Below are 15,265 nucleotides of genomic sequence, written 5' to 3'. Positions count from 1 at the left end.
GGAGATGATTTTGTGAGTGAGGTACAAAAATTAGACCTTTCTATTGATGAAATTCGAGGATTAATCTTAGAAGTTTTTAAGGGGAATCCGAGTAGTCAATACTTAAGTGTTTGTAATGATGTAGCAGAACTAGTAGTAAAAAAAGGGATTGTTCCAAATGTGGGCCAGGGAGTTATGGTTCATTATGGTGGAAGGTATGTTTCATTAAATCCTAATTGAGATAATATGTTTCAAAATAATGTATAATTAGAATATAATCGACAGGGAGTGAATTAGATGATAGCACCTGGAACAATAGTTTATGATCACAACCAGACAGAATATGAGGTATTGGAAATGATAGGGCAAGGAGGATTTGGGCTTGTTTACCGATTAAGAAATAAGGCCAATGATTCAATCTATGCGCTTAAGACTCTTCCCACAGGTTTTGCATCGACTCAGTCATACGACGCTTTTTTTAATGAATGTCAAGCAGCACTAAGAGTGAGTCACACCAATGTATTAAAATACTTCTACGTACACGATGGAGAGACTTACAAGAGGCTTCCTCCTTACTTAATAATGGAGCATGCCAATCAAGGAACTCTACAAGAGGCAATTACAAGGCATATTCAAAAAGAAGAATTTATTGATGTGGCTGAGTTAAAAGATTTGTACTTACAATTAATAAATGGAATGAAGGCAATAAATGAGGATGAGCAAATAGTACATAGAGATATCAAACTAGAGAACATCCTTATCAATGACGGTATTTTGAAAATAGCTGATTTTGGCATCTCTAAAAATGCTACTGAAGACACGCGTCAACTTACATTTAAGGCAGCTGGTTCGGTAAAATATACTGCACCGGAAAGATGGAGATATGAGACAAATACGATACAGAATGATATTTATTCTATGGGAATAGTATTTTATGAATTAGCAACTCTTCAGCACCCGTATGACGTTAAGATTGATGATATGCAAAATTGGCAACAAGCTCACTTATATCAAAATATTAAACCTATCAAACAATCAAATGCCTCTATTCCTAACGGAATGGTACAGACGATTATCAAAATGTTAGAAAAGAATGTTGCTCGTAGATATAAGACTTGGAATGAAGTAGAGGCAACTATGCAAATCGATGATATTCCGCCTACCTCCAATTCCAGTTTGGTAGACAATCTTGTTAACACTAAAGTCAGCAAAGATAACTCCGCCATTACAATTGCTCTTGAAAAAGAGAGAGAAGCCAGAGAAAGAACAGAGTATATAAAGGAAATAAATTTTCAATTTCAGCAGGAACTTTATAATTCACTCAAAGATTTTGTAGAAGAATTTAATCTAAAGTACACAAGTGGCGACATCATCCTTGATTCGCTCAATAATATTGAAAAAGATAGTTTTTATTTAAATATTAAGCTGCCTTCAGGTGAAAGAGGATTGATAGAATTTAAAGTCTTGTTTGATAAGGATTTTGAAAGAGTAGTCGAGGATCGTTATTTTGGAAATAGAAGGAAGCAAATTCAACGCCCTAAATTAAATAATCAACTCATTGCAGCATGGGGATACTTAGCAGTTATTGACGGTAGAGGATTTAATGTTTTCTTAGTTAAAGAAAAAGATGATTTATATGGAAAGTGGTATTTGATGAAAAACAAAGTGTCATCCCTGTATGAGTCAAATGGTAAGCTGGAACCCTTTGCTATTGAGTTAGAAGAATTAGAGAACGTTTTGGTGCAACTAAATGTATTCGGTTCAAAGGTTGATTGCGAAATTCTAGAGGGAGAAAAGTTTATTGATTTAGTTGGTGAAATTATTGTACAGCACATCTAGTTTAAATTAGTGTGAAGGATTTTTCTTCACACATTTATTTTAAAGTGAAAACACATAGATGACCGTTTCATAAATGAGAGGTAAAAGGCACTCAGACGAATAAATCTGGATGCTTTTTTTGTGACTCATCTTTTATTGGCTTTGAGGTACATCAAGAGAGTTTGAACTGAAATACCAAATAGACAATTTAATCTGTAATCAATTCCTTGGGCTTACGCTTTTTAAAAGTACTCATTATGGAGAGCTTTTTACAAAGAAGTTTTTCAGTGCTTCGTGAGATCTTTTATGATCTTCTGAATCACCTGAGAATTTGATGGTCATTTTGATTCCTCGTTTGTTTTTATCAATAGACAAGAGTTTAGAGCCGTCAAGATTCTCCTGGTAATCGTAAATATCTCCTAAGAAAGAGACTTTTTCCATGTAAACTAAACCTCCTATGAATACTATTGTTATTTAATATATTCAACTTACTTGGAGATTATACTAGTTATTTATAACTTTCAAATGGTATTGTGATTTAGTCATCCAAGTAGAAGTTATCAACATCTTTGATTTTTAATCAGAATAAGTGTGAAATGATGCATAAATAAGTCATCATTTTAAATAATCCTGTTACTATACGATTGATATTTTAGAAAACGCTGAAATTCCTTGTCCTACCTACATTTTTTGATATTCCAATCGTAAACTTACAAAATTTTCTAATATGTTAAAACCGTTGCTACGACTAGCTTTTAAGGGTGTTGATGGTCATTCTACGATTGCGTTTACGATATAGGATAAATTAACCTGACAAAGAAACTAAAACGTTGATTTAACTGTATAAATGGATAGTTGTTGTATCGTACACGATTGGAATCATGATCTAAGGGACTTCGTAATTTTCCGATGTTGTTCCAGTACCATATTGGTACGTGCCTACGATTGAAAAGGTATGGCTAAAAGTATACTTTTTGAAAGACTCTCTTAGTATGTGTCAAAATTGGTTATGATACATTTCAAATAGTATATAAATATATATGGAACATTTCAAAAGTTCTAGTGTACATTTTGACATATATTTGATATAATATCCTTAACGACATAGTAAAGGATGATCAGTATGAGCGAGATTCGGAAGTATGGATACATAAGAGTTTCATCTAAAGATCAGAATGAAGCGAGACAGCTAGAAGCAATGAAGGACTTAGGTATAATGGATCGTGATTTCTTTATAGACAAACAGAGTGGCAAGAACTTTGACAGACCATATTATCAATCCATGAAGAATGTACTTCGTAAAGGTGATATTCTCTTTGTTAAAGAGTTGGATCGGTTGGGACGGAATGCAGAAGAAATAAAAAATGAATGGCAGGATATTATCCAGAATATAGGTGCTCACATTGTCATAATTGACATGCCACTGTTAGATACACGGCAATACAAGAATGGATTAGAGAAGGTTATAAGCAGTATTGTGTTAGAACTGTTATCATATATGGCTGAGTCTGAACGTGAGAGGATTAACGGTAGACAAGCTGAGGGAATAGCGGCTGCTAAGAATAACAATGTAGTGTTCGGCAGACCAAAGCAAGCAATCAACGAGGAGTTTAAGCAAGCATACACAGAATGGAAACATGGAAGGATTACAGCAGTTGCCGCAATGAAGGAGCTAGATATGAAGCCCAATACTTTCTATCGCAGGGTAAAGGAACATGAACAACAAGAAGCCAAAGCAAATGGACTAGGCTAGGGATTGTTCGGGAATTAATCCTGAGTATGATCGGTTAAACCAAATAAGAGGACTCATTTAGAGTCCTTTTTTGTTTGTGATGTATGCTTAGACTTATCTGAATCCGATTGTTCTTTGCTAACTCTAAGCTGTTCTTTTTGTACCTCTAAGATCTCTCTACTAATCTCAACTTGTTCCTTGCTGTGTTGCTCTATTACTGCATTGTGTCGCTTAGTTTCGTCCACTAGATCATCTGTCGGATCATGTGTCAGCCAATCGTTTGAGTAGATATTTAACACTAAGAACGCAACATAGATTAAAATTTTTACAGCAGTCAAATTAAACCCAGTTTTACTGAAATCTATCTTCGCTCCCACCTGAGTAGATAATACTTCCTCCATACTGTCAAGTATAGGTTGAAAATGAGCCTTAGTTTCTGGGTCATTCTCTATTTCATTTTCGATATTTTTGATATCTGAGGAAATATCTTCAGGAATGGTATCTATAAATGTTTGTATGGAATTATAATCAATGTTTGAAAATGCGTTAATCATTGCCTTATACGAAGGTGAATCATAGAAAGTTTGAGCTGTATATTTTAAAACATCTCCAAGTTTCTGTAACTCGTGCATTGTGCTCAAGTAAGAAGGTGAGGATGTTACTTTAGAAAGTTCCATTAAAGATTTAGAGAGTGGCTCATACCTAGACATATCTAATCCTATTGAAGAAACAGCCAACACAGAATTTGATAATCTATCCAAAGCCCTTAGACGATGAGAATTATTAATCATTTTAGATGTCATATTAATCTGTCCCACCATCTGAGTTACAGAAGATTGATTTAGAGCCTTTGCGACCCTTGAAAGTGCGCTTATTTGTTCGCCACGTAGAACAGACATACTTTTACTAAGTGCTTTTAATCTCTCATAATCATTATTCGTCATGTAACACCTTCCCTAAAATATTTGTATACTACAGTATAACACATACATCATTAATGAAATAAGCCTAACCGATACAAAATTGGACATACATAAGGGGGTGCATTTACACCCAGTGAGTAATAATATCTGGGAAATTATCCGCTAGCACTTGTCAATTGATCACTAAGTTATTGCATTGACGATACATAGATATATGGGGGGGATATTTTAAATTTGAAATAGTATCCATTTTACAGAATAGTGGCCTAGCACTTCCACTTCGACACGAGAGTTGAATTTTAACGAGTGAAATTCTATTGGATAAAACCGACACTATAATGCCATCCCATCTACACAAAATAGCCCTCCATAGAGGAGGGGGAATACACTATCATTCCAGAGGACACAGAGGGGAGGTCATTTTTTTAACTTGTGAATGTTTTCTTGGAGCACCTGTCTACAATATGGTGGACTTAATTCATAATCTTTATAAATCTTTGTAAGGGACAACCCTTCAACATAGTGTAGATTATAAATCTTCTCAAAGTCACGAGCTCGTCTTTTCATGCCTCTTTCTTTAGTTGTAAGCAAGATGGCTCCCTTAGCTTTAAACATTTGCTTAATTGTCCACCAATCTGTTTCGGTTGATTCAGCTATCTGTTCGAAACTAAGCAACTTTTCGTTGTACATTTTCACCATCTGAGGGTAAAAGTGCTCAATCTCGCTCCATTTAGCAGGAGGGGATTCAACTACCCACTTAAGCTTATTTAAGTTGACTGAATCAGAGACATAGGGATCATTTCTAACTAATTTACTTTCAGCGGTGAATTTATATAGTATCTCGATGCGTTTATCGTCATGTAAGACTACTTTATCGACAAGGACGCCCACTATTTTTCTCATGTCTATCATTTGTAATTCGTAATTAATAATATTTTGATATTTTTCAAGCAATGTTAGTCTAAGTGGCATACTAGTATTTTGTCCACTGTTCAGATCTAGGTTTTTGTTCAAAACGGATAGTTCTTTTTTCAATTCAGTAAGTTCTTTCTCAATTGGTTGAAGCTTCTTCAAAAGTTCCTCTTTTGTGATAATTAAGTCACCACAAAGATCGATATACCTATTTCTGGACATTTCCTTTTCAGTAATATCTTTGATAATAATGTTTATATTTAGTATAATCTCATCTAATCTACTTCTATCTGATAATCGTTCAGATAATTCTGGAATCATTGGTTCGGGATTACCTATGATTTTCAATACCTCATTCCAGACTATCGAGTCCACTATGTCAACTCGCCAATTCGATCCATTGCATGTGGTGTTGGACAACCCAGTTTCAACGCTATATGATTTTTTGGTTTTTCTTGTACATGTGTAGTATTTTAATATGCCATTCTGGGTTTTAGTTACTACCCCTGAAGATACAGCAGCACCACATCTCCCACATCGTACAATACTTCTCAATAGATAGTCTTCTGATGGTCTTCCACTATTCTTAATATTTCCATCCAATGTCTTTTGTAATCTCTCGAATGTAACCTCATCAATATATTGAGGAATATCAATCTTCTGCCATTCGTCTCTAGGTTTAGGAACTTGTTTCTTCTTGCCATTTAACTGCACAACCTCTGTTTTGCCATGATAATATGTACCCATGTAAGATTCATTTCTTAGAATTCGACTAATTGTAGCTTGATACCAAGTATCCCCCTTAGGAGCTGAATATCTCTTCTTTGCTAAGTATTCGGCAACCTCAGAACAAGTACGACCCTCTAATATCATATTAACCATTGTTAAATATCTCTCTTTTTCTTCCGTATTCTCAACAAGTGTACTCAATTCCTTATCATAGGTGTAGCCATAAATTCTATTCATTCCCGGAATCTTGTTATTTGATACCATTGTTCTTCTACCGCGTTTTGTATTTGCAAGAATCTTAGCCTTATTATATTGAGCAATGGAGCCTTGAATGTTGTAATTGAGCATTGATTCTGCGTTTCCTTTTTGTAAATCAAACTCAACGAAATGTAGATCGCAACCTAACTCCCAAATCTTATGTGTGATTTGCTGTTGTAAATGCAAGTGTCTACTCAATCTATCTGGATGCAGGAAGATAACTTTTGTCCCCAATCCCTTTTCAAGTAGAAACAGTATATAATTCAGCATTGGACGATTAGGATTGTCTCCAGATTCGGCTTCTTCTCTTAATACAATAATTTCATCTTTGTTGATATCAAACTTAGTCTTTGCTTCGCTAATACAGATTTCAATCTGCGATTCTAACGAGTAATTGTCTATTTGGATATCAGATGATACACGAGTATAAACAATAGCCCTGATCTTACCGATCAAGGCTGAGATTTCTTCCCTGGTTAGTTTTTCATGATCTTTGAGTACTCTCATAAAAAATTCAATCCTCCGAATTTTGTCTGTTTTTAATTTGGTTCTCACCTGGATAACTCAGTAGAACATTCTCCATCCAATTGAGGATTTGCACTTCCATAAATTCTACTGCGACTTCATCGTCTTCGTTTGGGTAACGAGAAATAGTCTTATATTCATACCGTTTCTTATATCTCATAATGACCACCTTAATAAGAATCAATTACTAAAGCTGTATATCATGATTTGGAGTTTATCCAATACATAAAATACCGGGTATTACTCTGGATTCTTAATCATGAAAGAAGGAGCAGAGCAGACGACTACTATATACGAAAAAGTGTTTAGCTATCCACTTGAAAATATTGGAGTGTTTATACTTGAAAATAGAAAATCTAAACTCTAACTATATAGATACTATCTTTGAGGACACCTCTATGCGAGTTTGATATGGGGATTGGTATATGGACAAGATGAAGATGGATCAGATATCTGGTATGATTCCTACACTGGACAATGATTAAAAGATTTTTATTGTGAAGTAATTCGGAAGGTTTGGAAACTACATCTGATGGTTTTTATCTACTGAGGATGATGCATGGATTGGATATAAAGGAATTGAGTGAGATTAATAAGATTCAAGATGTTGATGATGTATAAGTGGAGGGGCTTCTATGATCGATCAAAAAGTGCTAACCGAATTAAGTGAGGAGTTTAAAAGACTAATTCCCAATTTCTTAACAGAGTTTAACTTTCATCGGTTAGATGAATCTAAACTTGTGGTTGAACATAAAGAAACTAAAGTTACAGTAGCAGTAAATTATTCTTATATTATTCCAGGTCACAATTTACATTCAAATATTGGTAGAGTTCTAACTTCCTTTAAGAAAGAAATAATCGAATTTGAAAACAAGGCTCTTGCTATATACAGAGATTGTGGTTTTCATGATAAAAAACAAAATTATTCAGAATTTCTCATAACTTATGATTCATTATTTTATTTTGACTCAAGTTTTGTTGAGCACTATATGATCGGAGATATTATTGCTGAAGTGTCTGAACCAAGTTCTTTATACAGGCTGATTTTTAATTCGTTTGCTAAAGATAAGGGATTTGGTGATGAATGGGAAAGTCATAAAACAGTCAAGTTGAGAGGTTGTAAATTCGCAGATCAGGAAAAAACTCTTCAACAAATTTTGTTTTTAATCGCTAAATATCATGCTCCTGAATACGAGTTTATTGCTGACTACCCTACAATTGTTCCTTACACGAATCATGGTGAGGATACTAAATGGAATGACCCCGATGATAGGTTAGATAATAGTGGCTTTGATAAATTTTTGTATAGTCCAGTAAAATATACAGAGCCAATTTCCCTATACAATAAGGCAAAAAAACTTGAAGATCCTATCCTATATTATAGAGTTCTTGAGTATTTCTTTATTATTAATAAGAAACTCGAAATCAAAAAGTCTATTGAAAGCTATAACAATGCTGATAACATAGACGCGTTCATCATCGAGATGAGTGCTTTATATCGGAAAGAGGAATCAGAACTACTGAAAAATCTCCTTGGGAACATTGAGGGTATTGGAAATCAAATTGACTATGCTAAACAAAAGGGGCTTGTTGATAGTCTTGACGTGTCAACATTTTCGACAAAACTTTATGAATACAGAAATAGTATTGTGCATAGTAAGTATGATACAAAGTTTAAAATTAATGTACCTATTATTGAGATATTCCATCCAGAATCTAAAGATGGGTATTGGATTGAGGTGTTGAGAAGATTGGCAGAGAAAGTTATTGTACAATTTTGCTAATCAGATAAACAATTCTACAGACACAACGGTTTATGTTGGGGATGAAGGTGAGCGACAGCCATGGAGTGAAACGGAATGGATCTCGCCACCTATTATTATTGTGTTAAGTGATAATTTTGACTATTGTTATCTGTAACAGAGGGTAGTAATTAGGAACGATACCATCTCGATAAAAACCACTTCGCTATCGCTTCGTTAACGGTATTCATCGACCTATCGCGTTCCTCTTGGCTACGCCAATTCACCTTCCGATTCAATTTGGTACATTTAATTCCCAAATAATTAATCAATCATTAGCCATAAACGTAGTCGTATCAAGTGTTTTGAGCTATTGCTTATCCAAATCAATCCTTATTATAAGGGTTTATTCCATGGAAAATATGCAAAATCATCAAAAAACCTATATAAACACTGCCTTTTTTATAATTCTAGTCGTTTTTATTTATGTACTATTTGTGATTATCAATTGTGTTTAGCCAGTGACCAATACGTTTTAGTATAGTTTGGATTAGGCTCATTATTATCAAGTTTTCGTTTGTTATTCTTCATTTTGTCTTTAACACTATATGGACAGTTATTTTCTATAAAATATTCATTAATAATTCGACATCCACGTTGTAACCTGTTTCTACTGTCTCGAATATTGACCTTCTTAATTAACTCTTCTTGTTCTTCTTTATAAAGTTGCTTACCAACAATACTATCTAAGTAATCAGAAAGTGTAGCTTTTTCATATGTATCGTCCAATATCGTGTAACTATTTTGTTGAAGCTTAGTTTGTAAATGTTTCATGTATCCATTTTCCTCCTGTAGTATCTCTTCATAAAATTTCTTGTCGTAGCATTCCTTAAAATATCGTAATTCGTTGATGACTTTCTCAACCTTTTCATTATCTACGGTCACAGTGTCATAGATAACAGGACTGCTATATCTTCTGTATTTCTTAACATATTCTAACGTGCCATTATCCATCAGATATTTTGCAGGATTAATTATGCGTTCACAGTCTTCAAGTTTTTTATTAATCATCTTGTCTGAGATATTCTTGATTATTACGGTTACCTTATCACTATCACTATCACTATCACTAGCAATTCTTTTTCTACCCAAACATTGTATAAGTGTATCTATGTCTTCAATGTCGGCAACTACATACTTGATTTGTTTGTCTTTGAGGTTAACACCGTTATCCAGTGTGGAAGTTGTGAACAAGAACTTTTCCTCAAATTTCTCTTCCATGAGCATACGGCTAATTCTTTCTTTGTCGAGATACTTCTTTTCTCTAGATGTTCCAGATGCAGAACAGACAAAAAGTGAATCCTTGAATATGGTATGTAGGGTAGAAGCTTTCTTTGCACTTTTGCTGAAACAAACAGCTTTTTGATTCTTAGGAATCGTATGTAGAAACTTTTCTAGAACTTTGTCATTTCTATAAAATATTAATTCCTTGATATGACTGTAATCATGAGGGACGTTGTAACTACGATGCTCAATATGCTTGAAGCGAAAATATTCTATTACCCCATCTGCTGTAGCAGACATGAATATCCTGGTCTTTTCTAATTCGGAGATAATCAGATTAAATGAATCTTCTGTGTTGTTGTTAAACTTTGATTCAGAGAGAAAGTAATGGAACTCATCTGACACTATGTACTGATAATCTTTGCTAAATACCACATTTCGCTTCCTTACAACATCCTCGACATTCTGGTATAACAGAATCTTTATTATATCTGCCTTATTGTCCTGTTCAATCTCACGCTGAAACTGTTCACTGAGTCGAGTGCGATTAAGAAGAAACAGTATCTTAGTTCCCTCACGTTTAGCCTTCTCATACAGAGTGTTCTTGATGAAGTATGATTTACCTACACCTGTACCAGCTTCAATTGTGATAATCTCGCCTTGCTGCCATTGTTCAACTTCTGTGCCGATGATATCTGTTACAGTACGTCTCTTTTTGCGAGTGATATTGGTTGTCCTCCTTTGGATAATGTTTAATTACACTAAAATAATGCTTAAACACATATTATCACGGAGTATTTGGTGTGTCTAGTGTAATTTTGATTGGAGGTACACAAAATTTTGCGGAGCTTTGAGGGTGTCGTCAATTTGACGAAGGTTCAATGATGTATCTATGGAGGCTAGTAGAAGTTCCAGTGGAAATTATGGATGTAGATGAATGGCAAGCTGAATACATGCTTATTGCAGAGAATACAGAGCGCAGAGGAGAAGCTGAAAGCGATCCAGTTAAGAAGGGAAGACATGCAGCGTTTTTAAAGGAGTACTGGAAAGCTGGACATGGTGGCAACCGATCAACACGACCAATGGTCGCCTTGAAAGACATTGCTGAGTCTATAGGAGAGTCTGAGCGCACTACGCAACGTCTAATTAAACTTAACGATTTAATACCTGAACTACAATCTCTTGTTTCAGATGGGGCAATTGGAGTGAGAGCGGCTGAACAACTTGCTTATCTGACAGTGCAGGAACAATCTATTCTGTTTCAACAAAAAGGAAACTCACTTGGAGAAATGACTAATTACAATGGAAATGAGCAGTCACATTACGGGGGTCACTTTATACCAGCGAGGACAGTTGTGTTCAAATTCCCTATTAATTAATCAAGGATATGAGGAAGAGAATCGATTCTGAGGTGCCACTATAGTAGAAGAGAAAAGAATTTTATAATTACACCAAAATAATACTTTACAAAATTAATTGTTTCGCATTATATTAAGTACACAAGGTTAACGAATTCCAAGGTGGGCTCTTGGAGCCTATGAATACATATGAAAGTGAGGGATGAGATACGAGGAAGGTTAGATATACGTGGTATAGGTTGATGAGCTGGCTAGGCTTGACTGGAAAGTGATCCGAGGAGAATTAGTAAGGGCAATAGGGATGAAGAAGAAGAGGGAATAAGTTCAGATAGCATTTAGGAGAATTTTTATAGTAAGAAATAATACATAGTGAAAGAGGTTATTTAAACAATGAACAAGTTTGATATTGTAGTTAAACTAAAAGATGGTTATGAATTTCGGCTAGATGGAGTGGATGGGAGAATTCTAAAACTTGAAGAAGCACAACCATTCCTAAATCAAGCGTACTCTAATTTTTTTAATGGATTGACCGCTAATCGTCCAATTAATGTTAACGATGAAGATGGTAATACACGTGAATACAAGTATGATGATTTGGCTTCTATTACGTTTAATTTTTTTGAGGAGGGTGAGTAAATGAGCTTGGCAATTAGCGCTAGTTATGAGCATGAACATTATATCGCTGTAGATACTGCGGTATCTTTTAATCGAAAAGGGATTAGTTATAGAAATACAGACCCTAGAGAGTATGACAAATTACATATATTAGACGGAGAAGGGTACTTTTTCTCAGGAGATTCGATCTTATGTGTCAATACATATGCTCGTTTTAAAAATCAGCCAGACAGAAGTTTTAAAAAGTTGCTATCGATTGCAAAGGAAACATACTCTAAATTGGCTGATGAAGGAGATAAGCTTGCCTTTGCTAAATACGGATTCGATAATGATTGCCGTGCTACTTTTGAATGTATGGACAGTAGTAACTGGGATACAGGAAGAAATATATTCTATTACGGGAACTCCCAAATTAGTTACATAACTTATGGAGCCCAGATGCAAAAAGCAATGAATGAACTTGACAAGTATAAGAGTGGAGATCCTTCCATTCCTTCATTTTATCTACCTATTTATGAAGCCGTTGCTAATGAAGGCGTTGGTGGATCAGTCATCTTTTATCATCTAACACCTGAAAAGTGGGAAATGTCATCTGAAATTCCTTTGAACGAACCAAAGAATATTAAGAAAGCATCATTTTCGGATATACAATTAAAGAAAAAGCATACGTTTGTTGGATCAGGAGCAGACGCTTTCCCAGAGGTCACTTTGGGAGAGGGAGATGGAAATGGATTCGGAAAGGCAAAAATCTCTAAGCCGAATGGTTCATTAGATGTTGTGTATACTGCAAGCAACTTTGGACGTGAAAGAAGTGTGAGGTTCAAAGACAATGGAATTACATTAATTTCTGACAATGGCTCTTTTACGGCAGAAAGTAAAGATTTCAAATTCATTGCTACAGAAAATGGTTCATATCAGTTAGGATTGTCCAATGGCTCAACTTTTGAATTGAAAACTTCAGGTCTTGGTATCGACATCCAAGGTGACATCAATATTAAGGCAACTGGCAACATTAAAATGAATGGTGCACGTATCGATTTAAACTAATCCAAAAACATATAGAGGAGAATATACATATGAATAGATTTCAACTGGAACGACAACTAATCGAAGAATTGCGAGAAACAAAAGTTATGCTTAATGAGTGTGAACTGGAGTACGATGCCTTGATGGGGTTTGTTCAGGAGAACAGCCTTGAAGATAAACTAGATCAATACCTCTATGCTAAAGTTAAAAATTGTGACAATGAGGAACAAATGGAAGCATATTTGCGACTTATCACCAATGAACATGAGCCAGAACCGAATGTTAGTAAGCAAGTATTCGACCAGAAACCCTTCTTCTTTGTAAATGGACAGCCCGTAGATTTCTCTAAAATTATGGGATAGTCTCCTAACGAATAGAACTGCCTGAACCGATAAGTATGGTATAGTTTGTAATTAAGTTTGCTATACCATACTATTCTATCGGAGGTACATAAAATGAAAAAAATAGTATCAAAATTACCAACATTTCTGCTAGGAGCCATAGTTGGCATTACGTTCACAGCAGGAACAGAAATAGGAGCAGCTACATACCTTAAAGCGACACAAAGCAATGTAAAGGTTGTTGTAGATGGTACACAAGCAAAACTATCTGATTCGCCACTTAACGTGAACGGAAGACTCTATCTTCCAGTCAGAGAAACCGCTAATGCAATGGGCTATACAGTAGAATCCGTTACAAGTTCTCAGGTTTCATTGAAAGAAGGAGCTACTTCAAGCAATGTAACAAATAGTGGGTCAACGAGCGGCCAATCTGGAACAGTCGTTACTGCTCCAAGCAATAACAATACAAATACAACTGCAAGCAAAAAGGTGAAGAATTTGAAAGAAACTTATTCAACGAATGGCAAATTAGATGCTGATAAAATTCGTACAGCATTGAATAATGGCACACTCGATGTAAATGCTCAAGATAGCGAGACTCTTGAAACTCTGCTTATGCTCGTAGTTAAAGAAGATAATTTCGAGGCATATAAAGCGATAAATCGTAACGCACTTGATGTTAATGTTCAACGTTATGACGGCAAAACAGCGTTAATGCTGACTGTAATTGAGAATAGTTCGTTTTATTTTGGAGAGGTAATCAATAAGAACCCAGATACAAAATTGAAAGACAATAGTAGTAAAACGGCTTTGGACTATGCTGAAAATAATCCATCGCTACGTGTTGATTTAAACGCTTACATGCTCTTCAACAAATAATCAATATGTAACAACAACTACCCTAACTAGCGTCTAGACTAATTCTAGGCGCTTTACTTTTACATTAGCAATGTAGATACAAACGAATACAATACATAGAAATCGACTTTTAATCGAACAAAAAAAGAACTATTACCAACTATAGCTCGATCGTGTTATAATAATAACTGTAAAGATCTTCCGCTGTTACGTTGGTAAAAATGGGTATATTCTAATTATTGGGGCATACTTTATATAATTTACTAATCAACTTGCGGAGGTGTGTAATATGTGTGAGCCAAAGGAGGAAACAAAAATGGCTACAGTCCTGACCTATACAAAGAAAGATGTAAGACCTACTTTAGACAATGGCGAATTCTTTGATTTGCTTTTCGATAAAGCTAAACGAGAAGCCATTTACAGAAAATTTGATGAAGATTATGTTGAGATTGAAGAAGACAATTTCGTGGAAATGTTTAGAAAGAAGAAACAAATTGACGAATAGAGGTGTTCTTGTTGCCAGCCCCAAATTTATCCCCAAATCCTATTCCATTTAATCCTCGCGCCGTGGAAAAAGGTATGCTTTTCTGGTATGACTTCTCAGATGGTGCGGATACATTCACTGGTCAAAAAATCCGCCCCATCTGCATCATAGGAAGAACAAATAAGAATTCTAGCAGGGTTATTGTTTCTCCGGTGTCAGACATACATAATTACTTAGACAATGACAAGTTAAAGTACCCTTACCACGTTGCCCTACTTAAGCATGTTCATCCATTTTTAGACAAAGACTGTGTAGTATTGCTTGACCAAGTTATAACTATACAGAAGTCGGAGCTAATGAATGAATGGCATATGGGATGTTTGCAAAATATGGATGAACTCGATCAGGGTCTATTTTATAATTATGACCTTTATGAGTCCATTGTTAGTGGAGTTGTAAATAGAGTTAGTAGTATGATGACGGAACATATGACCAACTTCTCCAGAAAATAATACACTCTCTATCAACAGTAATACTATAAAAAATAAAAATACACAAAGGATTGGGCTAAATATAGCCTGATCTTTATTTTTTTACTCAATTACACTAAAATAATACTTGTTAAATTATCAATCAGCATATATAATGCAAGTATAAAGATAACGACAAACGGAGTGATAA

15 protein-coding genes are annotated in these 15,265 nt (G+C 35.0%); 11 read left to right on the top strand and 4 right to left on the bottom strand.

Annotated elements, in window-relative coordinates:
- Window positions 1-12: 12 nt before the first annotated feature.
- Both HF638_RS12575 and HF638_RS12570 read left to right on the top strand, forming a co-directional pair.
- The gene (locus HF638_RS12575) at window positions 13-219 is read left to right on the top strand and encodes a hypothetical protein (RefSeq protein WP_169480517.1); all 207 of its coding nucleotides are present in this window, start codon (window positions 13-15) and stop codon (window positions 217-219) included.
- Between the two features lie 57 nt (window positions 220-276).
- Complete coding sequence (locus HF638_RS12570; RefSeq protein WP_169480516.1) at window positions 277-1,818, top strand: serine/threonine-protein kinase; 1,542 nt, start codon at window positions 277-279, stop codon at window positions 1,816-1,818.
- 234 nt (window positions 1,819-2,052) lie between these two features.
- On the opposite strand, the gene HF638_RS12565 is transcribed toward HF638_RS12570, so the two are convergent.
- Window positions 2,053-2,238 carry a hypothetical protein gene (locus tag HF638_RS12565; protein WP_169480515.1) on the bottom strand — a complete coding sequence of 62 codons (186 nt, stop codon included), beginning with the start codon at window positions 2,236-2,238 and terminating at the stop codon, window positions 2,053-2,055.
- Between the two features lie 682 nt (window positions 2,239-2,920).
- Between HF638_RS12565 and HF638_RS12560 the strand changes: the two genes are divergently transcribed.
- Window positions 2,921-3,550 (top strand): recombinase family protein, encoded by a 630-nt coding sequence (locus tag HF638_RS12560; protein ID WP_169480514.1) that lies wholly within the window; start codon window positions 2,921-2,923, stop codon window positions 3,548-3,550.
- 53 nt (window positions 3,551-3,603) lie between these two features.
- Here HF638_RS12560 and HF638_RS12555 read toward each other — a convergent pair whose 3' ends face one another.
- Window positions 3,604-4,473, bottom strand: a complete 870-nt coding sequence (locus tag HF638_RS12555; protein WP_169480513.1) for a hypothetical protein — start codon at window positions 4,471-4,473, stop codon at window positions 3,604-3,606.
- Window positions 4,474-4,869: 396 nt separating this feature from the next.
- Entirely contained in the window at window positions 4,870-6,858 is a 1,989-nt protein-coding gene (locus tag HF638_RS12550) for a recombinase family protein (protein WP_169480512.1), read from the bottom strand.
- Between the two features lie 653 nt (window positions 6,859-7,511).
- Here HF638_RS12550 and HF638_RS12545 point away from each other — a divergent pair.
- Complete coding sequence (locus HF638_RS12545; RefSeq protein WP_169480511.1) at window positions 7,512-8,660, top strand: hypothetical protein; 1,149 nt, start codon at window positions 7,512-7,514, stop codon at window positions 8,658-8,660.
- A gap of 462 nt (window positions 8,661-9,122) precedes the next feature.
- Here the strand turns inward: HF638_RS12545 and HF638_RS12540 are convergent, their stop codons facing one another.
- On the bottom strand, window positions 9,123-10,592 hold the full coding sequence (locus HF638_RS12540; RefSeq protein ID WP_348982106.1) for a DEAD/DEAH box helicase family protein: 1,470 nt from the start codon (window positions 10,590-10,592) through the stop codon (window positions 9,123-9,125).
- Window positions 10,593-10,816: 224 nt separating this feature from the next.
- Between HF638_RS12540 and HF638_RS12535 the strand changes: the two genes are divergently transcribed.
- The 7 genes from HF638_RS12535 to HF638_RS12505 all read left to right on the top strand — a co-directional run bounded on the left by HF638_RS12535 (window position 10,817) and on the right by HF638_RS12505 (window position 15,096).
- On the top strand, window positions 10,817-11,281 hold the full coding sequence (locus tag HF638_RS12535; protein ID WP_169480509.1) for a hypothetical protein: 465 nt from the start codon (window positions 10,817-10,819) through the stop codon (window positions 11,279-11,281).
- A gap of 369 nt (window positions 11,282-11,650) precedes the next feature.
- Window positions 11,651-11,896: a hypothetical protein gene (locus tag HF638_RS12530; protein WP_169480508.1), complete on the top strand. Its 246-nt coding sequence runs from the start codon at window positions 11,651-11,653 to the stop codon at window positions 11,894-11,896.
- Window positions 11,897-12,922 (top strand): hypothetical protein, encoded by a 1,026-nt coding sequence (locus tag HF638_RS12525; protein ID WP_169480507.1) that lies wholly within the window; start codon window positions 11,897-11,899, stop codon window positions 12,920-12,922.
- A 29-nt stretch (window positions 12,923-12,951) separates the two neighbouring features.
- Entirely contained in the window at window positions 12,952-13,263 is a 312-nt protein-coding gene (locus HF638_RS12520) for a hypothetical protein (RefSeq protein ID WP_169480506.1), read from the top strand.
- A 93-nt stretch (window positions 13,264-13,356) separates the two neighbouring features.
- Window positions 13,357-14,121 (top strand): stalk domain-containing protein, encoded by a 765-nt coding sequence (locus tag HF638_RS12515; protein ID WP_169480505.1) that lies wholly within the window; start codon window positions 13,357-13,359, stop codon window positions 14,119-14,121.
- A 295-nt stretch (window positions 14,122-14,416) separates the two neighbouring features.
- Window positions 14,417-14,605 carry a hypothetical protein gene (locus HF638_RS12510; protein ID WP_169480504.1) on the top strand — a complete coding sequence of 63 codons (189 nt, stop codon included), beginning with the start codon at window positions 14,417-14,419 and terminating at the stop codon, window positions 14,603-14,605.
- 11 nt (window positions 14,606-14,616) lie between these two features.
- Window positions 14,617-15,096, top strand: a complete 480-nt coding sequence (locus HF638_RS12505) for a type II toxin-antitoxin system PemK/MazF family toxin (RefSeq protein ID WP_169480503.1) — start codon at window positions 14,617-14,619, stop codon at window positions 15,094-15,096.
- Window positions 15,097-15,265 lie beyond the last annotated feature (169 nt).

It is taken from the genome of Paenibacillus sp. SZ31 (assembly GCF_012912005.1).
Taxonomy (GTDB): domain Bacteria; phylum Bacillota; class Bacilli; order Paenibacillales; family Paenibacillaceae; genus Paenibacillus.
The sequence above is the reverse complement of the archived record's forward strand: the minus strand, read 5'-3'. Positions and strand labels throughout refer to the sequence as shown.